The sequence below is a fragment of the Acidiphilium sp. 20-67-58 genome (genome assembly GCF_002255515.1).
Taxonomy (GTDB): domain Bacteria; phylum Pseudomonadota; class Alphaproteobacteria; order Acetobacterales; family Acetobacteraceae; genus Acidiphilium.
The window spans coordinates 62,306-88,187 of the sequence record NZ_NCAS01000004.1; the positions used below are offsets into that span (position 1 = coordinate 62,306).

The 25,882-nt window shown below is 68.5% G+C and carries 21 protein-coding genes; 13 read left to right on the top strand and 8 right to left on the bottom strand.

Annotated features, from left to right (window positions below):
* Nucleotides 1-5: 5 nt before the first annotated feature.
* Both B7Z76_RS02850 and B7Z76_RS02855 read left to right on the top strand, forming a co-directional pair.
* On the top strand, nt 6-1,340 hold the full coding sequence (locus B7Z76_RS02850) for a replication-associated recombination protein A (protein WP_291342029.1): 1,335 nt from the start codon (nt 6-8) through the stop codon (nt 1,338-1,340).
* On the top strand, nt 1,337-2,311 hold the full coding sequence (locus B7Z76_RS02855) for an RluA family pseudouridine synthase (protein WP_291342031.1): 975 nt from the start codon (nt 1,337-1,339) through the stop codon (nt 2,309-2,311). Before B7Z76_RS02850 ends, B7Z76_RS02855 begins: the two co-directional genes overlap by 4 nt.
* A gap of 100 nt (nt 2,312-2,411) precedes the next feature.
* On the opposite strand, the gene B7Z76_RS02860 is transcribed toward B7Z76_RS02855, so the two are convergent.
* Nucleotides 2,412-3,113, bottom strand: a complete 702-nt coding sequence (locus B7Z76_RS02860; protein WP_291342033.1) for an SDR family oxidoreductase — start codon at nt 3,111-3,113, stop codon at nt 2,412-2,414.
* A gap of 103 nt (nt 3,114-3,216) precedes the next feature.
* Nucleotides 3,217-5,904 carry an aconitate hydratase AcnA gene (gene acnA / locus B7Z76_RS02865; protein ID WP_291342035.1) on the bottom strand — a complete coding sequence of 896 codons (2,688 nt, stop codon included), beginning with the start codon at nt 5,902-5,904 and terminating at the stop codon, nt 3,217-3,219.
* 117 nt (nt 5,905-6,021) lie between these two features.
* Here acnA and ccmA point away from each other — a divergent pair, with 117 nt between their 5' ends.
* Nucleotides 6,022-6,627 carry a heme ABC exporter ATP-binding protein CcmA gene (gene ccmA / locus B7Z76_RS02870; protein WP_291342037.1) on the top strand — a complete coding sequence of 202 codons (606 nt, stop codon included), beginning with the start codon at nt 6,022-6,024 and terminating at the stop codon, nt 6,625-6,627.
* Nucleotides 6,624-7,277: a heme exporter protein CcmB gene (gene ccmB, locus B7Z76_RS02875; RefSeq protein ID WP_291342038.1), complete on the top strand. Its 654-nt coding sequence runs from the start codon at nt 6,624-6,626 to the stop codon at nt 7,275-7,277. The genes ccmA and ccmB overlap by 4 nt, the downstream gene beginning before the upstream one ends.
* 61 nt (nt 7,278-7,338) lie before the next feature.
* Here the strand turns inward: ccmB and B7Z76_RS02880 are convergent, their stop codons facing one another.
* The gene (locus B7Z76_RS02880) at nt 7,339-9,096 is read right to left on the bottom strand and encodes an aminopeptidase P family protein (RefSeq protein ID WP_291342040.1); all 1,758 of its coding nucleotides are present in this window, start codon (nt 9,094-9,096) and stop codon (nt 7,339-7,341) included.
* A 165-nt stretch (nt 9,097-9,261) separates the two neighbouring features.
* Here B7Z76_RS02880 and B7Z76_RS02885 point away from each other — a divergent pair, with 165 nt between their 5' ends.
* Nucleotides 9,262-9,531, top strand: a complete 270-nt coding sequence (locus tag B7Z76_RS02885; RefSeq protein ID WP_174502778.1) for a DUF1127 domain-containing protein — start codon at nt 9,262-9,264, stop codon at nt 9,529-9,531.
* Between the two features lie 120 nt (nt 9,532-9,651).
* Here the strand turns inward: B7Z76_RS02885 and B7Z76_RS02890 are convergent, their stop codons facing one another.
* The 3 genes from B7Z76_RS02890 to metF are packed head-to-tail and all read right to left on the bottom strand — an operon-like array spanning nt 9,652 to nt 13,672.
* On the bottom strand, nt 9,652-10,557 hold the full coding sequence (locus tag B7Z76_RS02890) for a 50S ribosomal protein L11 methyltransferase (RefSeq protein ID WP_291342043.1): 906 nt from the start codon (nt 10,555-10,557) through the stop codon (nt 9,652-9,654).
* The gene (locus B7Z76_RS02895) at nt 10,557-12,743 is read right to left on the bottom strand and encodes an ATP-dependent helicase (RefSeq protein ID WP_174502776.1); all 2,187 of its coding nucleotides are present in this window, start codon (nt 12,741-12,743) and stop codon (nt 10,557-10,559) included. The genes B7Z76_RS02890 and B7Z76_RS02895 overlap by 1 nt, the downstream gene beginning before the upstream one ends.
* Entirely contained in the window at nt 12,740-13,672 is a 933-nt protein-coding gene (metF, locus tag B7Z76_RS02900) for a methylenetetrahydrofolate reductase [NAD(P)H] (RefSeq protein ID WP_174502775.1), read from the bottom strand. The genes B7Z76_RS02895 and metF overlap by 4 nt, the downstream gene beginning before the upstream one ends.
* Before the next feature lie 199 nt (nt 13,673-13,871).
* Between metF and B7Z76_RS02905 the strand changes: the two genes are divergently transcribed.
* The 8 genes from B7Z76_RS02905 (at nt 13,872) to B7Z76_RS02940 (ending at nt 22,364) form a co-directional block, all read left to right on the top strand.
* Nucleotides 13,872-14,681 (top strand): VacJ family lipoprotein, encoded by an 810-nt coding sequence (locus B7Z76_RS02905; RefSeq protein ID WP_236656258.1) that lies wholly within the window; start codon nt 13,872-13,874, stop codon nt 14,679-14,681.
* Between the two features lie 37 nt (nt 14,682-14,718).
* Nucleotides 14,719-15,345 (top strand): phospholipid-binding protein MlaC, encoded by a 627-nt coding sequence (locus B7Z76_RS02910; RefSeq protein ID WP_174502774.1) that lies wholly within the window; start codon nt 14,719-14,721, stop codon nt 15,343-15,345.
* A 137-nt stretch (nt 15,346-15,482) separates the two neighbouring features.
* Nucleotides 15,483-16,007: a ribosome maturation factor RimP gene (gene rimP / locus B7Z76_RS02915; protein WP_174502773.1), complete on the top strand. Its 525-nt coding sequence runs from the start codon at nt 15,483-15,485 to the stop codon at nt 16,005-16,007.
* Between the two features lie 30 nt (nt 16,008-16,037).
* Complete coding sequence (gene nusA, locus B7Z76_RS02920) at nt 16,038-17,552, top strand: transcription termination factor NusA (protein ID WP_174502772.1); 1,515 nt, start codon at nt 16,038-16,040, stop codon at nt 17,550-17,552.
* Complete coding sequence (locus B7Z76_RS02925; protein WP_174502771.1) at nt 17,485-18,246, top strand: DUF448 domain-containing protein; 762 nt, start codon at nt 17,485-17,487, stop codon at nt 18,244-18,246. Before nusA ends, B7Z76_RS02925 begins: the two co-directional genes overlap by 68 nt.
* A gap of 55 nt (nt 18,247-18,301) precedes the next feature.
* Entirely contained in the window at nt 18,302-20,989 is a 2,688-nt protein-coding gene (infB, locus tag B7Z76_RS02930) for a translation initiation factor IF-2 (RefSeq protein WP_291342050.1), read from the top strand.
* On the top strand, nt 20,959-21,381 hold the full coding sequence (rbfA, locus tag B7Z76_RS02935; protein ID WP_291342052.1) for a 30S ribosome-binding factor RbfA: 423 nt from the start codon (nt 20,959-20,961) through the stop codon (nt 21,379-21,381). The genes infB and rbfA overlap by 31 nt, the downstream gene beginning before the upstream one ends.
* The gene (locus B7Z76_RS02940) at nt 21,378-22,364 is read left to right on the top strand and encodes an L-threonylcarbamoyladenylate synthase (RefSeq protein ID WP_291342053.1); all 987 of its coding nucleotides are present in this window, start codon (nt 21,378-21,380) and stop codon (nt 22,362-22,364) included. The genes rbfA and B7Z76_RS02940 overlap by 4 nt, the downstream gene beginning before the upstream one ends.
* Before the next feature lie 68 nt (nt 22,365-22,432).
* On the opposite strand, the gene B7Z76_RS02945 is transcribed toward B7Z76_RS02940, so the two are convergent.
* Together B7Z76_RS02945 and B7Z76_RS02950 are read right to left on the bottom strand one after the other, a co-directional pair.
* The gene (locus tag B7Z76_RS02945; RefSeq protein WP_291342055.1) at nt 22,433-25,339 is read right to left on the bottom strand and encodes a glycosyltransferase; all 2,907 of its coding nucleotides are present in this window, start codon (nt 25,337-25,339) and stop codon (nt 22,433-22,435) included.
* Entirely contained in the window at nt 25,339-25,674 is a 336-nt protein-coding gene (locus tag B7Z76_RS02950; RefSeq protein ID WP_291342057.1) for a hypothetical protein, read from the bottom strand. The genes B7Z76_RS02945 and B7Z76_RS02950 overlap by 1 nt, the downstream gene beginning before the upstream one ends.
* Nucleotides 25,675-25,882: the final 208 nt, after the last annotated feature.

Sequence of the window (25,882 nt, forward strand, 5' to 3'; positions counted from 1 at the left end):
GCCCGATGGCCCGCTCCCCATCCCCCGACGGCGACCTCTTCGGCGAGGCCGCGCCCGCGCAGACATCCGTCCCGCGCGGCGCCGTGCCGCTGGCCGAACGCCTGCGCCCGCGCGAACTCGCCGATGTGATCGGCCAGCCGCATCTTGTCGGGCCGGACGGCACGCTCACCCGGATGCTCGAACGCGGCAGCCTCGCCTCGCTCATCCTCTGGGGCCCGCCCGGCGTCGGCAAGACCACCATCGCCCGCCTGCTGGCCGACCGCGCCGGTCTCGTCTTCGTGCAGATCTCCGCCGTGTTCTCCGGCGTCGCCGATCTCAAGCGCGTCTTCGAGGAGGCCGCCCGCCGCCGCCGCACCGGCGCGCGTACGCTGCTCTTCGTCGATGAAATCCACCGCTTCAACCGCGCCCAGCAGGACGGTTTCCTGCCCGTGGTCGAGGAGGGCACGATCACTCTTGTCGGCGCGACCACCGAAAACCCGTCCTTCGAGCTGAACGGCGCGCTGCTCTCCCGCTGCCAGGTCCTCGTGCTCCGCCGCCTCGATGACGACGCGCTGGAACACCTGCTCCGCCGCGCCGAAGCCGTGATGGCGCGCAAGCTCGCCCTCACCGATGCCGCCCGCGCCGCCCTCCGCGCCATGGCGGATGGCGATGGCCGCGCCATCCTCAACATGACCGAGCAGATCTTCGCCGCGAACCCGCCGGCACCGCTCGACGAAGCGGCCCTCGCCACCATCATCGCCCGCCGCGCCGCCCTCTATGATCGCGACCGCGAGGAGCACTACAATCTCATCTCCGCCCTGCACAAATCGATGCGTGGCTCCGACCCCGACGCCGCGCTCTACTGGTATGCCCGCATGCTCGCCGGCGGCGAGGACCCGCGCTACATCGCCCGCCGCCTCACCCGCTTCGCCGTCGAGGATATCGGCCTCGCCGATCCCGCTGCGCTTACCCATGCCATCGCCGCCTGGGAGGCCTATGAGCGGCTCGGCAGCCCGGAGGGCGATCTTGCCATCGCCCAGCTCGTGCTCTACCTCGCGACGGCGCCGAAATCGAACGCCGCCTACCGCGCCTTCGGCGCCGCCCGCCGCGCCGCCCAGGCCACCGGCAGCCTGACGCCGCCCGCCCATATCCTCAACGCCCCCACGAAACTCATGAAAAATCTCGGCTACGGCGCCGGCTACGAATACGACCACGACAGCGAAGAGGCCTTTTCTGGCCAGACCTATTTCCCAGACGGCATGAGCCGCGAAACCTTCTACCGCCCCGCCGGCCGCGGCGCGGAACAGGAGATCAAGCGCCGCCTGCTGCACTGGGCCAAACTCAGGGAGGATCGCGAATGAGCGTCCGCATCGTCACCGTCGAGCCCGATCAGGCCGACATGCGGCTCGACCGCTTTCTCCGCAGCCTGCATCCCGGCCTTACCCAGGGCGCGATCCAGAAATTCTGCCGCACCGGGCAGGTGAGGGTGGATGGCAAGCGCGCCGAGGCCTCGACCCATCTCGCCGCCGGTCAGGCGGTGCGGATTCCGCCGGTGCCCGACACCCCGGCGCCGAAGCCGCGCCAGACGGTCGCGGCCAATGAATGGGACGTCAAGGAGCTGAACGCCCGCATCCTGCACCGCGACGCCGACGTGCTGGTGATCGACAAGCCCGCCGGCCTCGCCACCCAGGGCGGCAAGGGCATCGCCAGACATCTCGACGGCATGCTCGACGCGCTCCGCTTCGACGCCACCGAACGCCCCCGCCTCGTCCACCGGCTGGACCGCGACACCTCCGGCGTGCTCATCCTCGCCCGCAACGCCTTCGCCGCCAACCGCCTCGCCGCCGCCTTCCGCGGCCGCGACATGGAAAAGACCTACTGGGCCATCGTCGTCGGCCTGCCGATCCCGATGGAAGGCCAGATCGACTTGCCGCTCGCTCGCATCGGCGGCGCCCAGGGCGCGCGCACCCGCCCCGCCGACCGCGACGACGAGGATGCCGCGAAGGCGATCACCGATTACCGCACCCTCGATCATGCCGGGCGGAAATTCTCCTGGCTCGAACTGCATCCGCTCACCGGCCGCACCCACCAGCTGCGCGCCCATTGTGCCGCGATCGGCACGCCGATCCTCGGCGATGCGCCTTACGGCGAGCACCTCGCCTTCGCCGAGGGGTTTCCGCGCCAGCTGCATCTGCACGCCCGCCGCCTGGTCCTGCCGCACCCGCGCGGCGGCCGGCTCAGCGTCGAGGCGGAGCTGCCAGCGCACATGAAAACCACCTTCGCGACGCTCGGCTTCACCGCCCCGCATGCCGCTCCGGCGCGGCGAGGCTAGAGCAATTTCCGATCCTGATGGATCGGATGTCGTGCTCTATCTTGTTGATAAACAGAGCATCTTTACCCGATCAGATGACTCTATCTGATCGGATGATGCTCTACGCTCCGGCGGCGCCGACGGTCATGCCGCCGCAGACATAGAGCACCTGGCCAGTGACGAAGCCGCTGCGCTGGTCGAGCAGATAGGCGATTGCGTGCGCCACGTCCGCCGGGGTGCCGACCCGGCGAACCGGGATGCCCTCGATGATCGCCGTCGTGCGCGGATCGTCCGGCGGGTTTACCCGGTCGAACAGTTCGGTGCGGATCGGGCCGGGGCCAACGGCGTTGGCGGTGATGCCGAAGCGGCCGAGTTCCAGCGCCCAGACCTTCGCCATGCCGATCAGCCCGGCCTTGGTCGCGGCATAGGCGGTGCGGTCTTCCTTGCCGAGGGCGGCGCGCGAGGCGATGTTGACGATGCGGCCGAATCCCGCAGCCTTCATGCCGGGCAGCAGCGCTTGCACGCATTGCAGGCTGCAGCGCAGGTTGAGCGAGACCACGGCGTCGAGATCGGACACGGTCTGCGCCTCGACCGGGGCGGGGCGGACGGTGCCGACATTGTTGACCAGCCGGGTGATCGGCCCGCCGCGCAGCGCCTCGGCAAGCGCGGCCTCGGTCGCCGCCGGATCTGACAGGTCGGCAATTATGCCATCGCCGATCCGGTCGATCACCACGACCTCGTAGCCCTCCTCGCGGCAGCGCGCGACGCTCGCCGCGCCGATACCCGCAGCCCCGCCCGTGACCAGCACCCGTTCCTTGGCCATTGTTCCTCCCCGAACGACAAAAGGCCGGCGCCGTGGATCCGGCGCCGGCCTCCCTTCAAGCCGTCATGCCGCCGTCCCCGTCAAGGGGCGGCACGGCCTGTGTTCAGGCGGCCTTCGCCATGTTGCGCAGCACGAAGTGCAGGATGCCGCCGTTCTGGTAATAGAGCACCTCGTCGCGTGTATCGACGCGGCAGAGCAGCGAGACCTTGTCGGTCGTGCCGTTGGCGCGGCGGATCACCATGTCGAGATCCATGCGCGGCGAGAGGTTTTCGAGGCCGACGATGTCGATCGTCTCGTCACCCTTCAGCGCCAGCGTCTTGCGGGTCATGCCGTCCTTGAAGACCAGCGGCAGCACGCCCATGCCGACCAGGTTCGAGCGATGGATACGCTCGAAGCTCTCGGCGATGACCGCCTTGACGCCGAGCAGCACGGTGCCCTTCGCCGCCCAGTCGCGCGAGGAGCCGGTGCCGTATTCGCGGCCGGCAAAGACCACCAGCGGCACGCCTTCGTTGCGGTAGCGCATCGCCGCATCGTAGATCGACAGCTGCTCGCCCGAGGGGAAGTGCTTCGCGTAGCCGCCCTCGACATTGTCCAGCATCTCGTTGCGGATGCGGATATTGGCGAAGGTGCCGCGCATCATGATTTCATGATTGCCGCGGCGCGAGCCGTAGGAGTTGAAGTCCTTCTGCTGGATCTGGCGCTCGAGCAGGTATTCGCCGGCCGGCGTCGTCTTGCGGAAGGACCCTGCCGGGGAGATGTGGTCGGTGGTGATCGAGTCGCCGAGCAGGGCGAGGATGCGCGCGCCCGCGATGTCCTTCACCGGCGCCGGCTCCTTCGTCATGCCCTCGAAATAAGGCGGGTTCTTGACGTAGGTCGAGCTGTCGGACCAGCCATAGGTGTCCGACTCGCCCTCGACGGCGATCGCCTGCCACTGCTTCGGTCCCTTGAACACATCGCCATAGCGATCGAGGAACATCTCGCGGGTGAGCGAGGACTGCACCATCGCGGCGATCTCGGCGGTGGTCGGCCAGATGTCCTTCAGGAAGACGTCGTTGCCGTTCTTGTCCTTGCCGATCGGGTCCTTGGTGATGTCCTTGCGCATGGTGCCGAGCAGCGCATAGGCGACGACCAGCGGCGGCGAGGCGAGGTAGTTCGCCCGCACGTTCGGATGCACGCGGCCCTCGAAATTGCGGTTGCCGGACAGCACCGAGACGGCGACCAGCTTGTTGTCCTCGATCGCATCGGCGATCGCGTCATCCAGCGGGCCGGAATTGCCGATGCAGGTGGTGCAGCCATAGCCGACCGTCTCGAAGCCCAGCGCGTCGAGATCGTCCTGCAGGCCGGCGCGGTTGAGATATTCGGTGACGACCTGCGAGCCGGGGGCGAGGGAGGTCTTGACCCAGGGCTTCGGCGTGAGGCCGAGGGCGCGGGCCTTGCGGGCGACGAGGCCGGCGGCGATCAGCACCGAGGGGTTGGAGGTGTTGGTGCAGGAGGTGATCGCGGCGATCACCACGTCGCCATGGGTGATCGAAAAATTCGTCCCCTTCACCTCGGCGGTGGCGCCGACATCGCCGGCAGGAACGCCGAGGCCCTTGGTCAGCTCGGCATCGAAGGCGGTGGAGGCCTGCGACAGCGCGACCCGGTCCTGCGGGCGCTTCGGCCCGGCGAGCGAGGGCTCGACGGTAGAGAGATCGAGTTCCAGCGTGTCGGAGAACACCGGATCGGCACCCTCGCGCCACAGGCCCTGGGCCTTGGCATAGGCCTCGACCAGCTTGATGCGGTGCTCGTCGCGGCCGGAGAGGCGCATGTAGTCGAGGGTGATGCCATCGACCGGGAAGAAGCCGCAGGTCGCACCGTATTCCGGCGCCATGTTGGCGATGGTCGCGCGGTCGGCCAGCGGCAGGTGGTCGAGACCCTCGCCGAAAAATTCGACGAACTTGCCGACGACGCCCTTCTTGCGCAGCATCTGGGTGACGGTCAGCACCAGGTCGGTCGCGGTGATGCCCTCGCGCAGGCTGCCGGTGAGGCGGAAGCCGATCACGTCCGGGATCAGCATGGCGATCGGCTGGCCGAGCATGGCGGCCTCGGCCTCGATGCCGCCGACACCCCAGCCGAGCACGCCGAGGCCGTTGACCATCGTGGTGTGGCTGTCGGTGCCGAACAGCGTGTCCGGATAGGCATAGCTCTTGCCGTTGGACGCCGAGGTCCAGACGGTCTGGGCGAGATATTCGAGGTTGACCTGGTGGCAGATGCCGGTGCCGGGCGGGACGACGCGGAAATTGTCGAACGCCTCCTGGCCCCAGCGGAGGAATTCGTATCGCTCGCCGTTGCGCTCGAATTCGATGTCGACGTTCTTTTCAAGAGCGTCCTTGCGGCCGAACACGTCGACCATCACCGAATGGTCGATCACGAGATCGACCGGAACCAGCGGGTTCACCTTCTCGGCCTTGCCGCCGAGGCGGAGGATGCCGTCGCGCATCGCCGCGAGATCGACCACCGCCGGCACGCCGGTGAAGTCCTGCATCAGGATGCGGGCCGGGCGGAACGGCACGTCCTTGTCGGAATGGGCCTGGGCGGTCCACTCGACCAGCGCCTTCGCGTCATCGACCGTGCAGGCCGAACCGTCCTCGAAGCGCAGGACGTTCTCCAGCAGGATTTTCAGTGTCCGCGGCAGGCGGGAAATGTCGCCGAGCTTTTCAGCGGCGGCATTGAGTGCGAAATAGGCGTAGTCCTTTCCATCGACGCTCAGCGTCTTTTCCACTTGCAGACTGTCCCGTCCGATCATGCTCATCGCGTTCGCTCCTCTTCGCGCGCCACTGCGGTGCGTTGCGCCGCAGCAAAACCCGGTTTCGCGCCGCTTTAATCACGGCGTGGCCCCCGCGTCCATGTCCAGCGCCGGTCTCTAGCCATGCTGGAAGCGAGGGGCCTGGCTGCGATCCGCGGGGAACGTCTCATATTCCGCGACATATCGTTCCGGGTGGGCCTGGGCGAGGCGCTGGTGCTGGTCGGGCCGAATGGGGCGGGGAAGTCATCGCTGATCCGGCTGGTGGCCGGGCTCACCCCGCCGGCATCTGGCGAGCTGCTCTGGGACGGGGCGGATGCTCTCGACGATCCGCCGCTGCACGCAACACGGCTGTGCTTCGTCGGCCATGCCGATGCGATCAAGCCGGGGCTGAGTGTGGCGGAAAATCTCGGCCTCGACCGCAGGCGCCCGCGCGCGCTCGTGCTGGAGGCGCTGGCCAGCGTCGATCTGGAGCGGTTTGCCGACCTGCCGGCTCGGCTGCTCTCCTCGGGGCAGCGACGGCGCCTGGCGCTGTCGCGTCTCGCCCTCTCGGCGTCCCCGCTCTGGCTGCTCGACGAGCCGACCACCGGGCTCGACGCAGCCTCGGTGCGGAGGCTCGAAGCCAATATCGCGAAGCATCTCGGCCGCGGCGGCATGGTGATCGCGGCGACGCACCTGCCGCTCGACCTGCCTGGCGCGCGGCCGTTCGACCTTGCGGGGCAGGCGGCATGAAACCTTTTCTCGCGCTGATCCGCCGCGAACTGATCCTCGCCCTTCGCCATGCCGGCGACTCGGTGGCCTCGCTGCTGTTCTTCGTCATCGCCGCCAGCCTGTTCGCCTTCGCGATCGGGCCCTCGGCCAATGTTCTCTCCGGCATCGCGCCGGGGGTGGTCTGGGTGATCGCGCTGCTCGCCGCCCTGCTGCCGCTCAACCGGCTGTTCGCCGCCGATTTCGAGGATGGCTCGCTCGACCAGCTGATGCTGTCCGGCCTGCCGGCGAGCGGCGTGGCGATGGGCAAGATCATCGGTCACTGGCTGACCACCGGGCTGCCGCTGCTGCTCATCGCCGGGCCGGTCGCGGTCATGCTGCGGCTCGGCGGCGATGCGGTGCCGCAGTTGCTGGCGACCCTGCTGCCGGGGACGATGCTGCTCTCGCTGGTGGGCGGGATGAGTGCGGCGGTCACGCTCGGCGCGCGCGGCGGCACGGTGCTGCTGCCGCTGATCGCCCTGCCGCTGATGATCCCGGCGGTGATCTTTGGCGCCGCGGGCGCGGTGGCGCAGTCGCCTTACGCGGAGCTTGCCATGCTCGGCGGGCTGCTCGCGCTGTTTCTGCCGATCGCCCCGCTGGCCGCCGGCGCGGCGCTGCAGGCCGCGGTCGGCTGAGCCTGGAACATCATCCGACCGGATGGAATCATCCGATCGGATGAAGTGCTCCAGCGCTGCATCACAGTTTCGCGCAGGCGGCTTCGAGCCAGGCGCGCGCCGCCGCGTCGAGCGCGGGGCCGATCGTGGCCAGCACGCGGGCGTGATAGGCGTCGAGCCAGGCGCGGGCGGCGGGGGCGAGCAGGGCGGGATCGATCAGCCGGCGGTCGAACGGGGCGAGGGTGAGCGGCTCGAATTCGAGGAAGGACTTTGCCGCCCCGACCGGCGAGGGGACGACCAGCAGCAGGTTTTCCAGCCGGATTCCGTAGCCGCCGGGTTCGTAATAACCGGGCTCGTCGGACAGGATCATGCCCGGTGCGAGGGCGATGGGCTTTCCCAGCCGGTGGAAGCTCACAGGCCCCTCATGCACCGAGAGATAGGAGCCGACGCCGTGGCCGGTGCCGTGGTCGAAATCGAGCCCCGCCTCCCAGAGCGGCGCACGGGCGAGGGCGTCGAGCTGCGGGCCCGTGGTGCCCTGCGGAAAGCGCGCCCGGGCGAGGGCGACATGGCCGGCGAGGACGCGGGTGAAGTGGTCGCGCAGCTTCTGCGGCGGCGCGTCCGGTCCGGTCCAGAGCGTGCGGGTCACGTCCGTCGTGCCGTCGGGATACTGGCCGCCGCTGTCGATCAGGTAGATCTCGTTGCGGCGGATCGGCCGGTCCGAGGCGGGGGTGACGCTGTAATGGATGATGGCGCCGTGCTCGCCGGCGCCGGAGATGGCGGGGAAGCTCTCGCCGTGAAAGCCCGGGGCGGTGCTGCGGCAGGCGAGCAGCTGCGCCGCCGCACTCCGCTCGGTCTGGCCGCCCTCGGGTGACGCTGCGGCGAACCAGGCGAGGAAGCGGCAGAGTGCGACGCCGTCGTGCCGGTGGGCGACGCGGGCGCCCTCCTGCTCGACCGGGTTCTTGATCGCGCGCGGCAGCACGCAGGGATCGCCGCCGGAGACGGTGATCGCCCCGGCATCGCCGAGCAACTGGCTGAAGCGGATGGGCGCCGTCGCCGGGTCGAGGCGGACGCGCTGGCCGCGCAGTGCGGCGAGGCTTTGCGCCATCGCCGCGCGGGGGATGATCTCGACGGCGGCGCCGAGATGCGCGCGCGTTGCCGGCGGCACCCGCGCCGGGTCGATGAAGATGATCGCCGAAGCGTCGCGCCGGAGCAGGGCGAAGCAGAGCACGATCGGCGTGTGCGGCAGGTCGGCGCCGCGCAGGTTGAACAGCCAGGCGACGGCGTGCGGATCGGTCAGCAGGACCGCGTCCGCCCCCTCCCGCGCGATGGTTTCGGCGATGCGGGCGCGCTTGGACGCCGCCGATTCCCCGGCATGTTCCGGCGGATGCGCGAGCGCCGGCGAGGCCGGCGGGGCCGGGCGGTCGGCCCAGAGCGCGTCGATCGGATTGGTGACCGGCACCATGGTCAAGCCGGCATCGGCATAGACGGCGACGGCATTCGCCGTCATCAGCCAGGGATCGTAGCCGATCCGCGCGCCGGGGGCGGCGGCCTGCAGCCATTCGACGGGCGGGGTTTCGACGATGTGATGCCGCTCCCAGATCGCGGGATCGGTCTGCTCGGCGAGTTGCAGCGTGTAGCGGCCATCGGAGAAGACGGCGGCGCGGTCGGCCAGCAGGATGGCGAGGCCGGCACTGCCGGTGAAGCCGGTCAGCCAGGCCAGCCTTGCTGCCGAGGCGGGGACGTATTCACCGAGGAACTCGTCGCTCCTGGGTTGTATGAAGCCGTCGAGCCCCTCGGCGCGCAGCGTGTTTCGGAGGGAACCGATCTGCGTTTTCATCATATCTTAATAAATATCCCATCGATTTTACGCATGGCTGACAAAGCAACGTATCGCTCCCCAAACCAAATCGCCGCGCTTATGTTGCACTGCGAAAACACGGTGACGGATGGCACGACAATGACCGCCCGCATCGAGGTTTGGCTCCTTAAACAACGGTGAAGTATCATGTCTTCCACGACACAGAACAAGCGCTCCCTTCCGGCCGCCGACACGATGGCGGCCCATACCGCCGCGATCGACGCCGCACTGGTCGACAGCGCCCGCCTTGCCGCCAACGGCTTCGCCCGGATCGGCGCCTGGTTCGCCGCGCGCCGCGCCGCGCGCGAGGCCTATCGCGAACTGCAGAGCCTGAGCGATCGCGAACTGACCGATCTCGGCATCGGCCGCGCCGATATCCGCGCGGTGCTGAACGGGACGTTCAAGCGCCCGATCTGACCCATCGCTTCGTGATGGCTACATGAACCCGGGCAGGCGCCGAGCCTTGGCCCGGGTTCTTGCTGTTCGGGGTTCTGGGGCATCATCCGATCAGAGCAAGCCATCTGATCGGCACATGTTCTATTCTCCAGATTCCCCGCGGCCCTTGCCGAGGATGAGCGTGGTCCATTCGCCATCGTCGATCCGCCCCTTGAGAACCAGGCCGTGGCGGCGATGCGCCGAGATCACCCAGCGCGCCTGGCGGCCGAGCAGGCCGGCGAGAATTGCAGTGCCGCCGGGGGCGAGATGCGCCGCCAGTTCGTGCGCCATGGCGACCAGCGGCCGGGCGAGGATGTTGGCGAAGACGAGATCGTACGGCGCGCGGTGGGCGAGCTGCGGCGCTGACCAGCCATCCGAGCCGATCACCCGCAGCAGCGGCGAGACGCCGTTGAGCGCCGCGTTGGCGCTCGCGACCCGCACCGCCCGCTGGTCGATATCGGTGGCGAGGACCGGCTTTCCCCAGATTTTCGCTGCCGCGATACCAAGAATGCCTGAGCCGGTGCCGAGATCGAGGATGCGGCCGGGCGCGCGCCGTTTCGCGAGGCGCTCCAGCGCCAGCAGGCAGCCGCGCGTCGAGCCGTGTTCGCCGGTGCCGAAGGCGAGGCCGGCATCGAGCAGGATGGTGATGCGCCCAGCCGCCTGCGGCGTGGTGACATGGGTGCCGCGAATGGCGAAGCGGTCGCCGATCAGCTGCTCGGGGAAGCCCTCGTAGCTGCGGGCGAGCCAGCCGCCGGCCGGCACCAGCGCCCGCTCGACCGCGGGGCTGACGCCGCTCGCCGCTTCGGCCAGCAACAGGGCGGCGGCGAGGTCGCCATCCGCGCCGCCCGGCTCGCGCAGCCCTTCGACGATCCAGGTGCCGTTCGACTCATCGAGAAAGAAGCCGACGCTGCGGCAGCACGCCTCAAGCGCCGCCTCGAAGGATTCGAGCGCTGCCTCTGGCACCGTCACGGTGACGCGCTCCAGCATTTCCACGCCGCCCCGTGCCATCACGCCCGCTCCACGAAACGGTCGAGCACGCGTTTTTCGCCGGCATTGTCGAAACGGATGTCGAGTCGGTCGTCTTCCGCGTCGATCACGACGCCATAGCCGAATTTCTGGTGAAACACGCGGGTTCCTTCGGTGATCCTGTCGGGGCGGGGCGGGCGCGGGGTGGCGGCCCAGGCATCCGCGTGCTCGCCGCTCGCCCGCCGTGCCGCGACCAGCGGGCGCGCGGTGGCGAAGACGGGCGGCGCGTTGCGCTGATCGAGTGACGCGGAGCCGCCGGTGCGGATCGCATCCTCCGGCAGTTCCTCGATGAAGCGGGACGGCACGCTGCTTTGCCAGTTGGCGTAGATCCGGCGGTTGGCACAGTGGGAAATGATGGCGCGCTGCTTCGCCCTGGTGATTCCGACATAGGCGAGGCGGCGTTCCTCCTCCAGAGCGCGGCCGCCGCCCTCGTCGAGGGAGCGCTGGTTGGGGAACACGCCCTCTTCCCAGCCGGGCAGGAAAACGGTGTCGAACTCCAGCCCCTTCGCCGCGTGCAGCGTCATCAGCACGACCTTGTCGTCGTCCGGCTCATTGTCGTTGTCCATCACCAGGGCGACGTGTTCGAGGAAGCCGCCGAGCGTCTCGAACTCGGCGACGGCGCGGACCAGCTCCTTCAGGTTCTCGATCCGGCCGGCCGCTTCGGGGGTTTTCTGCTCCTGCCACATCGCGATGTAGCCGCTGGCATCGAGCAGGGTGGACAGGGCGACGACATGGCCATCGAGCCGCAGGGTCTCGCGCCATTCGGCGAACTGGGCGAGCAGGTCGCGCAGCCCGTCCCGCGCCTTGCCGCGCAGCCCGCCTTCGGCGACGACGCGGCTTGCGGCCTCGGCGAGCGGAACGCCATCGGCGCGGGCGCGCTCGTGCAGGGTGCGCAGCGCGGTGTCGCCCAGGCCGCGTTTCGGCGTGTTGACGATGCGCTCGAAGGCGAGGTCGTCCGCAGGCTGGGCGAGCAGCCGCAGATAGGCGATGGCGTCGCGGATTTCCGCCCGCTCGTAGAAGCGCAGGCCGCCGACGATGCGATAGGGCATGCCGATGGTGATGAAGCGTTCCTCGAATCCGCGGGTCTGGAAGCCGGCACGGACCAGCACCGCGCATTCGGCAAGCCGGTGGCCGTCGGCGCGCAGCGCCTCGATCCGGCTGGCGACGGCGCGGCTTTCCTCGTCCGAATCCCAGAAGGCGAGAACCTCGACCTTCTCGCCCTCGGCATCGTTCCGCCCGGCATGCAGGGTCTTGCCGAGCCGGCCTTCATTATGCGCGATCAGCGCCGAGGCGGCGCGCAGGATCGGCGCCGTCGAGCGGTAATTCGCCTCCAGCCTGACGATTTTCGCACCGGGGAAATCCTGCTCGAAGCGCAGGATGTTCTCGATTTCGGCGCCGCGCCACGAATAGATGCTCTGATCGTCGTCACCCACGCAGCAGATGTTCTTCGAGGCCTGGGCGAGCAGGCGCAGCCAGTAATACTGGACGAGGTTGGTGTCCTGGTATTCGTCGACCAGGATGTAGCGGAAGCGGCGGTGATACTGGGCGAGGATCTCAGGCTCGCGCTTGAGCAGGTCGGTCGCGAGCATCAGCAGGTCGCCGAAATCCATCGCGTTCAGCGCCTGCAGCCGTTGCTGGTAGGCGGTGTAGAGGTCGCGCGCGGATTCCGCGCCCCAGTCGATATCGAGCTCGCGCGGCACCTGGTCGGGCAGCAGGCCGCGATCCTTCCAGCGCTGGATCGTGCCCATCAGCCCTTGCGGGGTGAAGCGCTTCACGTCCATCCGCCGCGCTTCCATCACCTGCTTGAGCAGGCGGAGCTGGTCGTCCGGATCGAGGATCGAGAAACTCGACGTGCGGCCGACGAGCTCGGCATGGCGGCGGAGCATCCGTGCCGCGAGGGCGTGGAATGTGCCGAGCCAGAGCCCCTCCGCCGGCTCGCCGAGCAGGGCGGAGACGCGCTCGCGCATCTCCCGCGCCGCCTTGTTGGTGAAGGTGACGGCGAGCACCTGGTTCGGAAAGGCGCGGCGCGTGAGCAGGATATGGGCGAAGCGGGTGGTCAGCACGCGGGTCTTGCCGGTGCCGGCACCGGCGAGCACCAGGACCGGCCCGTCCACCGCCTCGACGGCTTCGCGCTGGGCGGTGTTCAGCCTGTCGAGATAGTCGCTCACCTGGCCGGCTTCACGCCCAGGATGCGCGCGATCGCGTAGGTCAGGTCGGCGCGGTTGAGGGTGTAGAAATGGAACTCGTCGATGCCGTTGGCCTGCAACGTACGGACCTGCTCGGCGGCGATGCTGGCGGCGACCATCTTGCGGGTTTCGGCGTCGTCGTCGAGCCCGTCGAACATCTCGCCCATCCAGGCCGGGACATGGGTGCCGGCCATCTCGCTGATCCGCTTCGCCTGCCCGAAATTGGAGACCGGCATGATGCCGGGGATGATCGGCGCGGTGATGCCGGCGGCCAGCGCGCGGTCGAGAAAGTCGAGGAAATGGCCGGTCTCGAAGAAGACCTGGCTGATCGCCCGCGTCGCCCCGGCATCGAGCTTGCGCTTGAGATTGTCGAGATCGGCCTGCGGGCTTGCCGCCTGGGTGTGGGTTTCGGGATAGGCGGCGACCGAGATCTCGAAGTCGGCGACGCGGCGCAGCCCGGCGACGAGGTCGGCCGCATAGGCGTAACCCTCGGGATGCGGCGCATAGGCGGAGCCGCCCGGCGGGTCGCCGCGCAAGGCGACGATATGGCGCACGCCGGCATCCCAGTAGCGGCGGGCGACATCATCGACCTCGCCGCGCGAGGCGCCGACGCAGGTCAGGTGCGCTGCCGGAACAAGGGTGGTCTCCCGCACCAGGCGGGTGACGGTGGCGTGGGTGCGCTCCTGGGTCGAGCCGCCGGCGCCGTAGGTGATCGAGACGAAGCGCGGCGCCAGCGATTCGAGCCGGCGGATGCAGGCCCAGAGCTGGGTTTCCAGCGCCTCGGTCTTGGGCGGGAAGAACTCGAACGAGATCGCCGGCGCCGGGGCGCGCGGCATGCGCGCCGGCAGCGGATCGATGCGCGGGCCTGACAGCCAGCGTTCCAGGACGGCGCGGGGCGGGGTGTGACTCATCGAAAACTCCTCGGTCGTCTCGTGGCAGCAAGTGCCGCCGGTGGCAAGGCTGGCCCGCGGCGACGGGCGCTGTTGATCCGCCCGGCCGCGACGCTACATACCAAAAATATGGTGCGCGCATGCCGGTCGGGCAGATCCCCCGGATGGGTGCGACGAAATGATGCGGCGCCTTTCCGGACGCCGAGACAAGGAGAGGCTCGTGGGTATCGTCAAGACATCGTTGCTGTCGTTGCTGGCCGTGCCGGTTCTGCTCGCCGGTTGCGCCACACCGCCGCCGCGGAGCAACCAGGCGGCCTACGAGGCCTATCGTCAGCAGAACGATCCGCTGAAACCGGCCAACCAGGCCTTCTACCGGTTCGACAACGTGCTGGATGCCTACGCGCTGCGGCCGGTGGCGGTGGGCTACAGCCACGTCACCACACCGGCGATCCGCCAGCATGTCGGCGATTTCATGGACAACATGGACGCGCCGGCGCAGCTCGTCGAATTCATGGCCGCCGGCAAGCCGCGCGACGCCGGCACCACGCTGGTCCGCTTCCTCGTCAACTCGACGGTGGGGATCGGCGGCATCTTCGACCCCGCGAGCGCGCTCGGCTACCGGCGGGTCTATACCGATCTCGGCCTCACTTTGGCCGGCTACGGCGTGCCGGAGGGGCCGTATCTCTATCTGCCCTTCGCCGGCCCGTCCGATCTGAGGGATGCCTCGGTGCTGCCCGCCGGGCTGTTTCTCTCGGCAACCGCCGCCGCGCCGCCCTCCACCGGCCTGACCATCTTCAATTATGGCTCCGACGGGCTGAGCGTGGTCAACACGCGGGCCAACCTGATCGGCACGATCGACAACATCAAGAAATCGTCGCTCGATCCCTATGCCACATTCCGGAGCCTTTATCGCCAACATCGTGCCGCACAGTTGAAGACAATCGACGAGCGCGACATCGCGACCCCGCCGTCCTGGTATCCGGCGAAAGTGCGGGAGGCGATGAAACCGCGCCCCTATGGCGCGCCGTAGGGCATTCGAGACGACGCACTGCAGAAAGGATTTCCTGATGGCTTCTTCCGTTCGCCGGGTTCTGCTCGGCGCATTTGCCGTATTGCCGTTTCTCGGCGCGCTGCCCGCCGCCGCCCTCGCTGCCGCGCCGAACGCCGCCGTGGCGCAGACTTTCATCAAGCAGTCCGGCGACCAGCTCGTCTCGATCGTCAACGGGCCTGGCTCGACCCAGGCCAAGTCGGACAAGCTGCGCGCGCTGGTGGACCGTATCGTCGCGGTGGACCAGATCGGCCGCTTCGTGCTCGGCCGCTACTGGCGGGTGGCAACGCCGGCGCAGCAGCAGGAATATCTGCATCTGTTCCACCAGACGCTGGCCTACAACATCACCAACCAGATCCGCGCCTACAAGGGCGTCACCTTCGCGGTGAACGGGGCGAAACCGGGGCCGGAAGGGCAGATGGTCGCCACCACCGTCACAAGGCCGGGCGAGTCGCCGGCGGACGTGCAATGGGTGGTCGATACGGTGGGCGGCGCGCCGCGCATCGTCGATGTCGTGGTCGAGGGCACGTCGCTCAGGATCACCGAGCGGTCGGATTATTCGAGCGTGATCAACGATCATGGCGGCCAGGTCAGCGCGTTGCTCGACGCGATGAAGCAGCAGATCAGCCGCATCGCGGCGGGCTGAGCGGCCTCCGGGCGATCGCCGCCCTTGCCCGGGGGCGGCGATCAGTCTATATTGGGACAAATCAAAATCTCCAGAGTTTATGGAGGTGGCCCTAACCGGCCGCCTTTTTTGTTTTCCGGATGTGCCGAGAGTTTGCCGTGAACGATACCAGACCCAACCATAGTGGCCTCGAGGGCCGGATCGCCGAGCTGATCGCTCCGGGGCTCGAGTCGATCGGCTACGAACTCGTGCGCGTCTCGATCATGGGCAAGCAGACGCCCACCGTGCAGATCATGGCGGACCGCGCCGACCAGACCCCGCTCTCGCTCGATGATTGCGAGCGGATCAGCCATCTGGTCTCGGCGGTTCTCGATGTCGACGATCCGATCAGTTCGGCCTGGACGCTGGAGGTCAGCTCCACCGGGATCGACCGGCCGCTGACCCGGGTGAAGGACTGGAACCGCTATGCCGGGCATCTCGCCCGCATCGATCTCGACGTGCCGACCGCCGCCGGCCGCAAGCGGCTGACCGGCACGGTGCTCGGCGCCGATCTCGCCCATGCGCGGGTGAAGCTCGATTCCGGCGAGACGGTGGAACTGCCGCACGGCGATATCCGCCGCGCCAAGCTCGTGCTGACCGAAGACCTCATCAAGGCGACGGAAACCCCGCCGCCTGCCAACTGACCCACGATCCGTGAACAGAGCGAGATGACCATGGACACCGCCATAGCCCGCCCCGAACTTCTGCTCGTCGCCGACGCGGTTGCCCGCGAAAAGCAGATCGACCGCGAAGAAGTGCTCGAGGCGATGGAACAGGCCATCCAGAAGGCTGGCCGGGCCAAATATGGCCACGAGAAGGACATCAGGGCGACGATCGACCGCAAGACCGGCGATGTGCGCCTCTCGCGCTGGACCGAGGCGGTCGAGACCGTGGAGAACGAGGAAACCCAGATCCCGATCCACATCGCGCGGAAGTTCAAGCCCGAGATCGAGGTGGGCGGCTTCCTGGTCGATCCGCTGCCGCCGATCGATTTCGGCCGCATCGCGGCGCAGACCGCGAAGCAGGTGATCGTCCAGCGCGTGCGCGAATACGAGCGCAAGCGGCAGTTCGAGGAATACAAGGATCGTGTCGGCGAGATCATCACCGGCGTGGTCAAGCGCACCGAATACGGCAACCTCATGGTCGATCTCGGCCGCTCGGAGGCGCTGCTGCGGCGCGACGAGACGATCCCGCGCGAGAACCTGCACAATGGCGACCGGGTGCGCGCCTTCATCTATGATGTGCGCGAGGAACCGCGCGGGCCGCAGATCTTTCTCTCGCGCACCCATCCCGGCTTCCTCGCCAAGCTGTTCGCTCAGGAAGTGCCGGAAATCTACGAGGGGATCATCGAGATCAAGGCGGTCTCGCGCGATCCCGGCTCGCGCGCGAAGATGGCGGTGATCAGCCGCGATACCTCGATCGATCCGGTCGGCGCCTGCGTCGGCATGCGCGGCTCGCGCGTGCAGGCGGTGGTGGCCGAGCTGCAGGGCGAGAAGATCGACATCATTCCCTGGAGCCCGAATCCGGCGACGTTCGTGGTCAATGCGCTCGCGCCGGCGGAAGTGTCCAAGGTCGTGCTCGACGAGGAGGCCGGCAAGGTCGAGGTCGTGGTGCCCGACACCCAGCTGAGCCTCGCGATCGGCCGCCGCGGCCAGAATGTCCGCCTCGCCAGCCAGCTCACCCGCTGGGACATCGATATCCTGACCGAGGCTGAGGAAAGCGAGCGCCGGCAGGAAGAGTTCCGCCGCCGGTCCGGCCAGTTCGTCGAGGCGCTCGATGTCGATGACGTGATCGCCGGCCTGCTGGTGACCGAGGGCTTCGAGGGGGTGGACGATCTTGCGGCGACGCCGATCGAGGAGCTTGCCTCCATCGAAGGGTTCGACGAGGGTATCGCTGCCGAATTGCAGCGCCGTGCCGAGGCCGCACTCGAGCGCAAGGCGAACGAACTCGAGGATCGTCGCCGTGCCCTCGGCGTTGCCGACGACCTCGCCGGGATGGAGGGGCTGACCGCACAGATGCTGGTGGCGCTCGGCGAGAAGGGGGTGAAGACGCTGGACGATCTGGCCGATCTTGCCTCCGACGAACTGATCGAGATCGTTGGTGCCGAGGCGATGGACGAGGATGCGGCGAACGCGGTCATCATGGCAGCGCGCGCCCACTGGTTCGAGGGAGAGCAGGACGCTGGCTGACCCCGACACACTGGCCGGGCTTGCGGAGGACGACGACGCGACCGAGGATGGGCCGCTGCGCCGCTGCCTCGTGACGCGCGTGCGCCTGAAACGGGAGACGATGCTGCGATTCGTCGCGGCGCCGGAGACGGTGTCGCCAGAGTCGCTGGTTTTCGACGCCGCTGCAACCCTGCCCGGTCGCGGGCTGTGGTTGAGTGCGCGTCGGGATGTGATAGAGAGGGCGGTGAAGACCAACGCATTCTCCCGCGCGGCGGGGCGGCGTCTGGTGGCACCGTCTGGCTTGGCGGAACTCGTGGCCAGCACGCTCGAACAGCGGATTGCCGAACGTCTCGGGCTGGCGCGCCGCGCCGGCCAAGCCGTGTGCGGTTTCGAGAAGGCGAAGGAAAGAATTGCCTCCGGGCAGTGCGCCCTGCTGGTCGAGGCGTCCGATGGCAGCCTCGCGGAGCAGGAACGGCTGGTCCAGCGCCGCGAAACCAGGGTCGTGCGGCCGCTGAACGCGGCGCGGCTCGGGGCGGTGTTCGGACGGGAACGCTCGGTGCATGTGGCCATCGGCCCGGGGCGGCTCGCCGTCCAGATCGAGGCCGACTCCGTCCGCTTGGCGGGGGTGACCGACACCGAACCTGCGTCCTTGCGATTGCAAGCGCCGCAGGGAGCGGGCAGAGAGAAAGACGACCGGGGCGAACGGCAGATCTGACCGCCCGCCGACAAGATGATGACGACGACACTACACTGATTACGGACCGGATTGAATGAGCGACGAGCAGGATCAAGGCGAAACCAAAGGGCGGCTCTCGCTGCGCCCGGTAAACCGGGGCGAGCTGGGGCGGACGGTCGATGCCGGTTCCGTGCGCCAGAGCTTCAGCCATGGACGATCCAAGGTCGTCCAGGTCGAGGTGCGCAAGAAGCGGGGCGCTGCCGGCGCCGCCGAGCAGGGCCGCCCGTCGGGCCAGCCGCGCTCGGGCGGCGGTGCTGCGGCACCGCGCGCACTGACCGCTGCGGAACAGGCTGCGCGCCAGCGCGCCGTGGTCGAGCAGCAGCGCGAGGCCGCGCGGGCCGAGGCCGAGCGGCGCGAGCAGGAAAAGATCTCGATTCTCTCCGCCGCCGAGGAAGCCCGGCGCAAGGCCGAGGAAGAGGCGCGCGCCGCCGAGGAATCGGCTCGTCTCCGCGCCGAGGAGGAAGAGGCGAAGCGCCGCGAGCAGGAGGAGGCCGAACGGCGCAAGGCCGACCAGGCCACCGCCGCTACGACAGCCCCCGCGCCGGAAGCCGCCGTATCCGCACCGCCGGCGACGCCGAGACCTGCCTCCGCCGCGCCGTCCGCCGCTCGCCCGGGCCCCGCTGCACCGCCGCGCCGCCCGGCATCCGCGCCGCCTGCGGGCGCTGCATCCGAAACCCTTCGCCTGCGCGCCGGCCGTGGCGGGCGCGAGGAGGAAGAGGAAGCGCCGCGCCCGGCGCGCCGTCCCGGTGGCAGTGGCCCCGGCAGCGCTGCGCCGAGCCGCAAACCTTCCGCGCCGGCGCCGAAAAAAGCCGTCGACGACCGCCGCCGTGGTGCGCGGATCGACGTCCAGGCCGCGATGTCCGGCGATGACGAGCGCGTCCGCTCGCTCGCCTCGGTCCGCCGCCAGCGCGACCGCGAGCGTCGTCAGGCCGAGCTGGAGCGGCTGCGCTCCGACCAGGTGCGCGTCGTCCGCGAGGTGATCCTGCCGGAGACCATTACCGTGCAGGAACTCGCCAACCGCATGGCCGCACGCGTTCCCGAGGTGGTGAAGGCGCTGATGAAGCTCGGCGTCATGGCCACCGCGACGCAAACGATCGATGCCGATACCGCCGAGCTGGTGGTCGAGGAATTCGGCCACAAGTCGAAGCGGGTATCGGAATCCGACGTCGAGCAGGGGCTCGAGGGCGAGGAGGATACCGAGACCGACCTCAAGCTGCGCCCGCCGGTCGTCACCATCATGGGCCATGTCGATCACGGCAAGACCAGCCTGCTCGATGCGCTGCGCTCGACCGATGTCGCGGCCCGCGAGGCCGGCGGCATCACCCAGCATATCGGCGCCTATCAGGTGACGCTCGATTCCGGTGCGAAGATGACCTTCATCGACACGCCCGGCCATGAGGCGTTCACCGCGATGCGCGCCCGCGGCGCGTCGGTCACCGATATCGTCGTGCTGGTCGTTGCCGCCGATGACGGCGTGATGCCGCAGACGGTGGAGGCGATCCGCCACGCCAAAGCGGCGAACGTGCCGATCATCGTTGCCATCAACAAGATGGACAAGGGCGACGCCAACCCGAGCCGTGTGCGCAGCGAGCTGCTGCAATACGACATCGCTGTGGAATCAATGGGCGGCGAGACCCAGGATGTCGAGGTTTCGGCACTGAAGAGGCAGGGGCTCGACGCGTTGCAGGAGGCGATCCTGCTGCAGGCCGAGTTGCTGGACATCAAGGCGAACCCGAACCGTACCGCGGAAGGTGCGGTGATCGAATCCAGCCTCGATCGCGGCCGCGGCCCGGTGGCGACGATCCTGGTGCAGAAGGGTACGCTGCGGCAGGGCGACATCATCGTCGCCGGCACCGAACAGGGCCGTGTGCGCGCGATGATCGACGACCGTGGGCAGACGGTGAAGGAAGCCGGCCCGTCCACGCCGGTCGAGATTCTCGGGCTTTCCGGCGTGCCGGGGGCGGGCGAGGTGTTCGTCGTCGTCGAGGACGAGGGGCGCGCTCGCGAGATCGCCGAGTTCCGTCAGCGCCGGATGCGCGATCATGCCGCCGCCGCCGGCGCCGCGGCGCGCGGCACGCTCGACCAGATGCTCGCCCGCATCCAGGCTGGCGAGCAGAAAGAGGTTGCACTCGTCATCAAGGCCGATGTGCAGGGCAGCGCCGAGGCGATCCAGGTCACCATGCAGAAACTCGGCAACGAGGAGGTGCGCGTGCGCGTGCTGCTCGCCGGGGTGGGCCAGATCACCGAAAGCGACGTGCAGCTTGCCAAGGCGTCGGATGCGATCATCGTCGCGTTCAACGTGCGCGCCAATGCCCAGGCCCGCACTTTGGCCAGCCGCGATGGCGTCGATATCCGCTACTACAGCATCATCTACCAGGTGTCCGACGACATCGAGACGATGGTGAAGGGCAAGCTCGCGCCGATCCAGCGCGAGAAGTTCCTCGGCTACGCCGAAATCCGCCAGGTGTTCAACATCACCAAGGTGGGCAAGGTCGCTGGCTGCTACGTCACCGAGGGGCAGGTCAAGCGCGGTGCCGGCGTTCGCCTGCTGCGCGAGGGCGTGGTCATCCACCAGGGCGATCTGTCGCAGCTCAAGCGGTTCAAGGACGATGTGCGGGAAGTCGCGCGCGGTTATGAATGCGGCTTGTCCTTCGCCGGCTTCTCTGATCTTCGTGAAGGCGACGTGGTCGAATGCTACGAGACCGAAACCGTTCCGGCGTAAAGGGCGGCGCCGAAGGGCCCTCGCAGCGGCAGCGCCGGGTGGCGGAGGATCTCCGCCACCGGCTCGCCGAACTGTTTGCCCGCACCGAGTTCCGCGATCCGGACCTCTTGGGCGTGCATGTCACCGTAGCCGAGGTGCGGATGAGCCCCGATCTGAAGCACGCGACCGTGTTCGTCTCTCGGCTCGGTGCCGCGGATATCGAGCGCTATCTGCCGGCGCTGCGGCGCGTCGGTCCTTATCTGCGCGGCGCGATCGGGCATGGGTTGCGGATGAAATTCATCCCTGAGCTGCATTTCCAGCCCGATCACGCGCTGGATGAGGCAACGCGGATCAACCGTCTGCTGCACCGGCCGGAAGTTGCCAGAGATCTGCTGAAGCCGGACGAGGAATGACCGAGCGCCTCGCCGCGGATGCGGCCGGGATCGCCCGGGCCGCGACGCTGCTGACCTCCGGCCATCTCGTCGCCTTCGCGACAGAGACTGTCTATGGCCTGGGTGCGGACGCCACCAACGCCGCCGCCGTTGCCGCGATCTACGAGGCGAAGGGGCGGCCGCGCTTCAACCCGCTGATAAGCCACGTGCCCGATGCCGATGCGGCGTTTCGCCACGCGCTGGCGGATGCGCGGGCGGAGCGGGTGGCTGCCGCGTTCTGGCCGGGTCCGCTGACCCTGGTGCTGCCGCGCCGCGCCGAGAGCGACATCGCTGCCCTCGCCACCGCCGGGCTCGACAGTCTTGCCGTTCGCGTGCCCGGCCATCCGGTCGCCCGCGCCCTGCTCGCCGCTGTCGGTCGGCCGGTGGCGGCACCCTCGGCCAATTTGTCCGGCAGGCTGAGTCCGACGCGCCCGGCGCATGTCCTCGCCGGGCTGGAGGGGCGGATCGCCGGGATCCTGGAATCCGGCTCCTGTGCGGTTGGGCTCGAATCCACCATCCTCGACCTGACCGGCCCGCACGCCACCATCCTTCGCCCCGGCGGGATTGCCCGCGAGGCAATGGAGGCGGTGATTGGCCCGGTCGATCTCGCGGGTGGGAGCGGGGATGACGTGAAGGCGCCGGGGATGCTGGCGTCACACTACGCGCCGGTGCTGTCGTTGCGCCTCGGTGCCGCGGCGCCGGAGGCGGACGAGGCCTGGCTCGGTTTCGGCCCGGTGCCGGGTGCCGCCGCGGTGGCGCGCAACCTCTCGCCCGCGGGTGATCTGGTCGAGGCCGCTGCCCGGCTGTTCGACGCGTTGCACGAGCTGGACGATGCGGCCATCGCCGCCGGCCTGGTGCGCATCGCGGTGGCGCCGGTGCCGGCGCGGGGGCTGGGTATTGCGATCAATGACCGTCTGGCGCGCGCCGCCGCGCCGCGGGGCGGTGCCCAGAGCACTTTCCGATAGCACTTTCCGATCCTTTTGAATCGGATGCAGTGCTCTATCATACTGATAAACAGAGCATCTTCACCCGATTACCTGGGGTGATCCGGTCGGATGTCATCGTCGATTCGCCCGAGGCGGATGCCGAGGGCGTCCCAGCTTCGGATGAAGGCGCTGCGCATCGTCTCCGCTGCCGCGGCCCCGGCGGGCTGCAACAACAGGATATCGCCGTCATGCGCCTCGACGTGGTCGTCAGTGAAGCCGGATCGCGGCAGGCCGAGCAGGTCCATCGTCCAGCACCTGGCATAGCGGCAGGATGTGGTGTCGAAGCGGATGGGCTCGACCCGGTATCCGGCCGGCGGCGCGCGCAGCAACGCGGCCAGCCGGTCGTGTGGAGCGGCATCGCCCCCGGAGCCTGCGGGGATTTCGACAAGCAGTTGCCGCAGGCCGGGTCGGTCGCGGTTCTGCGCGAGGCACGCGGCGGCCTCGCGCAGTTCTGTCGCGGATAGCGGCGGGTCGAGCTGGCCGATCCGCGCAATCGCACCCTCGACCGACATGAGGGCCCGACGCCACGCCGTCTCGATTGCCTGGTGATACGCCTCGGCGCAGGCGCGCGGCGCGTGGCGGCGGCGGACATGCTCGCGCGCATCGCGCCCGAGGGCCTGCCGCGCTGCCGGATCGGCGGCGAGGCGCTCGATTGCGGCGACAAGGCTTGCCTGGTCGAACGCATCCGGCAGCTTGACGACGATGTTCTCGTCGAGCTCCGCCATCGCGCCATTGGCGTTGACGATGGTGGCAAGGCCGTTGTTCAGGCAGTCGAGCACCGCGGCGGAAGTTTCCCCGCGCGAGGCCGTGCGCAATTGCACCGCGATGTCGGCGGCGGCGAGATAGTCGCGATACGTCGCGGCGTCGGTCCATCCGGTGATGGCGATGCGCGCAGCTTCGGGGCTGCGGGAGATGCGTTCGAGAAGGGCGGCGGTATAGGCATCGCTGCTTGATTCTCCGACGAAGACGAGCATGGCATCCGGATTCTCGGCCAGGTCGCTGTCGAGCCAGGCGTCGAGCAGGGCGTGGTTCAGCTTGGTTTCCGCGACAATGCCGAAGCTGCAGGTGAGCAGGGCCGTGCCGGGCAGGCCGAGCCGCGCGCGCGCCGCGCTGCGCGGGCGCGGCAATGTGGGTGTGCGCAGCAGCGGGATGACCGACCAGTCCCGCACCATCGCCGCGCCGTGGATGTCCGCGGCGAGCCTGGCCGCGCCGGCGCTGTGGACGATGACGCCCACTGCCTTGTCGAGCGGATCGAGATTGCAGGCATAGGTGTTGATGATCGCTCCGGCATCGCGCGAACCGAGTCCCGCGGCGGCGGCGGCATAGCCGTGGCTGCGATAGAGCGCGCGGGCGAAGTGTCCGGGGCTGTGCCGGCTGTCTTCCATCCACCGCATGACGCCGGAGAGAAAGACGTCGTGCAGCACGACGACGCCGGGCACTTCGGCCAGCAGGTCGAACATGTGTTCGTGGAAGGCCGAGTTGCCGACATGGTATAATACGCGATCGTAGCGGGCGGGGTTATCGCGCAGCTCATCCGGCGTCCGGATCGGAAACAGGGTGCCGAGCCAGGCGGGCAGCACCTCGTCCTGCCGGACGATCAACTCGATCTCGTAGAAGCGGCCGAGTTCGGGCAGGAGTTCGACGCTGTAGTCGCTGATGCCGCTGCGCTCGGGCGGAAGGGGCGAGACATAGGCGAGGCGCGGGCGCGGTGCTGCCGGCGCTGGCTGTGGCGGCTGGCGTTTCAGGGCCGTGAGCGCGTCAAGCGCGCGGCGGGCGGTGGTCTGCCATGAGAACGTTGCCGCCTGGCGCAGGCCGTGCGCGGTGAGGCGGCGGCGGAATGGCTCATCCCCGAGCGCCTGTGCGAGTTTCGCCGCGATCGCGCCGGTATCCATCGGGTCGAACAGCGCCTCGTCGCACCCGACGACCTCGGGCAGGCTCGATGTGTTGCTGGCGATCACCGGCGCGCCGCAGGCCATGGCTTCCAGCGCCGGCAGGCCAAACCCCTCGTGCCAGCTCGGGAATACGAAGAGGGTGCAGGCATGGTAGAGCGCGATCAGCTCGTCTTCCGGGATGAAGCCGGTCAGCACGAGGTCGTGCGGGCCGAGCCCCTCCGCGCGAGCGAAGGTTTGCAGCCGTTCGCGCGCCGCGGCATCGGCGGAGCAGACGATGGCGAGCTGATGCGCGTCGCGCAGGTGCGCCGGCAGCCGGGCGAAGGCGGCGATCATGCGCTCGATGTTCTTCCGGTGATCGATCCCGCCGGTATACATCACGAAGCAATCGCCGAGTCCGTGCCGTGCGCGGACCGCCTGCAACGCGGCTGCCGGCAGGTCCTGGCGGTGGAATGCATCGTCGGCGGCGGCGCCGATCGCTGCGATGCGCGAAGCGGGCAGGCCGAGCATGGTTTCGGCCTCCAGGCAGGTCGAGCCGGAAATGCCGAGTACGAGATCGGCGCGGCGGAGATGCGCGAGCTGCGCCTCGTACCATGCTTCCCATACGGGGCTTGGCGAAAGATAGATCTCCCGGTGGATCAGCGGGATCAGGTCGTAGAGCACTACGGCGGTGGGGATGTCGTGCAGCATGCCGATGCTGGCGACGCTGTCGTCGTTGCTGCCCTCGAACAGGCTGCAGATCAGGACCGCGTCCGGCCGGAGGCTGGCAAGGAAGGCCTCCCTGACGAGTTCAGCCGCCCGCCTGCGGCTGAGGCCGGCCTGATCCGCCGGGCTCAAGTTCCGCGGGCACTTCCAGACCCGAAAGCCACCTGGCGGCAGCAGGCCAGCGAAGCGGCGGCGCAGTGGCGCGAGACTCTCGGGGAAGGCATCGCTGGCGACGATGATGATCTCGTGATCGCCCCGCAGCCGGGCGATCTCCTGCGCCAGGGCGAGGGTATAGCGGCCGATGCCGCGTGTCGCGCTGCCTTTGGTCTGAGCACCCTGAACATCGATGACGAGGCGCATCAGCCCTGCCGGCCGGTGCGGGCGCGCAGCATCTGCAGATACAGCCTTCCGGCGGTGGCGTTGAGGTCCGCGAGGTCGCGCCGATGGGGGATGCGGCCGGCCGCAACCTTGCCGCGGCGTGAGTGGCGATGCAGCCGGGACGCGGTGATTGGCAGTCCGCCGGCGGCACCGGTGAGAAATTGATGCCGAAGCGTGCGCTGCCAGCGGTCGAACCACGGGGCGGCGCGCAGGCAGGCCAGCGCCATTCGCCGCAATCCCGGGCGGGATCGAACGAGATCGGCAAGCCGGTTCAGGCCGCAACCGGCGGCGCGCCGCGCATAGCTCATTCTGTTCATGGGTGAATGACGGCAGTCCCGCGGAAGCCGGTCGATGTGCAATCTGTATTCATCTGTCGGGTTCCTGTGATCTGAACACACGACCGTTAAAATATGAAAATACATAATACAAGTTTGAATATCGGATAAACAAAGAGGAGTTTACATTATATCATCTAAAAATAAGTTGTGTTACGAATAAATTATATGAAATATACTTGATATTTAT

Excerpts from the sequence above, each read along its gene's own strand:
- B7Z76_RS02850 (WP_291342029.1), top strand. The coding sequence starts at position 6 with ATGGCCCGCTCCCCATCCCCCGACGGCGACCTCTTCGGCGAGGCCGCG.
- B7Z76_RS02855 (WP_291342031.1), top strand. The coding sequence starts at position 1,337 with ATGAGCGTCCGCATCGTCACCGTCGAGCCCGATCAGGCCGACATGCGG.
- B7Z76_RS02860 (WP_291342033.1), bottom strand. The coding sequence starts at position 3,113 with ATGGCCAAGGAACGGGTGCTGGTCACGGGCGGGGCTGCGGGTATCGGC.
- acnA (WP_291342035.1), bottom strand. The coding sequence starts at position 5,904 with ATGAGCATGATCGGACGGGACAGTCTGCAAGTGGAAAAGACGCTGAGC.
- ccmA (WP_291342037.1), top strand. The coding sequence starts at position 6,022 with ATGCTGGAAGCGAGGGGCCTGGCTGCGATCCGCGGGGAACGTCTCATA.
- ccmB (WP_291342038.1), top strand. The coding sequence starts at position 6,624 with ATGAAACCTTTTCTCGCGCTGATCCGCCGCGAACTGATCCTCGCCCTT.
- B7Z76_RS02880 (WP_291342040.1), bottom strand. The coding sequence starts at position 9,096 with ATGATGAAAACGCAGATCGGTTCCCTCCGAAACACGCTGCGCGCCGAG.
- B7Z76_RS02885 (WP_174502778.1), top strand. The coding sequence starts at position 9,262 with ATGTCTTCCACGACACAGAACAAGCGCTCCCTTCCGGCCGCCGACACG.
- B7Z76_RS02890 (WP_291342043.1), bottom strand. The coding sequence starts at position 10,557 with ATGGCACGGGGCGGCGTGGAAATGCTGGAGCGCGTCACCGTGACGGTG.
- metF (WP_174502775.1), bottom strand. The coding sequence starts at position 13,672 with ATGAGTCACACCCCGCCCCGCGCCGTCCTGGAACGCTGGCTGTCAGGC.
- B7Z76_RS02910 (WP_174502774.1), top strand. The coding sequence starts at position 14,719 with ATGGCTTCTTCCGTTCGCCGGGTTCTGCTCGGCGCATTTGCCGTATTG.
- nusA (WP_174502772.1), top strand. The coding sequence starts at position 16,038 with ATGGACACCGCCATAGCCCGCCCCGAACTTCTGCTCGTCGCCGACGCG.
- B7Z76_RS02925 (WP_174502771.1), top strand. The coding sequence starts at position 17,485 with ATGCGGCGAACGCGGTCATCATGGCAGCGCGCGCCCACTGGTTCGAGG.
- infB (WP_291342050.1), top strand. The coding sequence starts at position 18,302 with ATGAGCGACGAGCAGGATCAAGGCGAAACCAAAGGGCGGCTCTCGCTG.
- rbfA (WP_291342052.1), top strand. The coding sequence starts at position 20,959 with ATGCTACGAGACCGAAACCGTTCCGGCGTAAAGGGCGGCGCCGAAGGG.
- B7Z76_RS02940 (WP_291342053.1), top strand. The coding sequence starts at position 21,378 with ATGACCGAGCGCCTCGCCGCGGATGCGGCCGGGATCGCCCGGGCCGCG.
- B7Z76_RS02945 (WP_291342055.1), bottom strand. The coding sequence starts at position 25,339 with ATGCGCCTCGTCATCGATGTTCAGGGTGCTCAGACCAAAGGCAGCGCG.
- B7Z76_RS02950 (WP_291342057.1), bottom strand. The coding sequence starts at position 25,674 with ATGAACAGAATGAGCTATGCGCGGCGCGCCGCCGGTTGCGGCCTGAAC.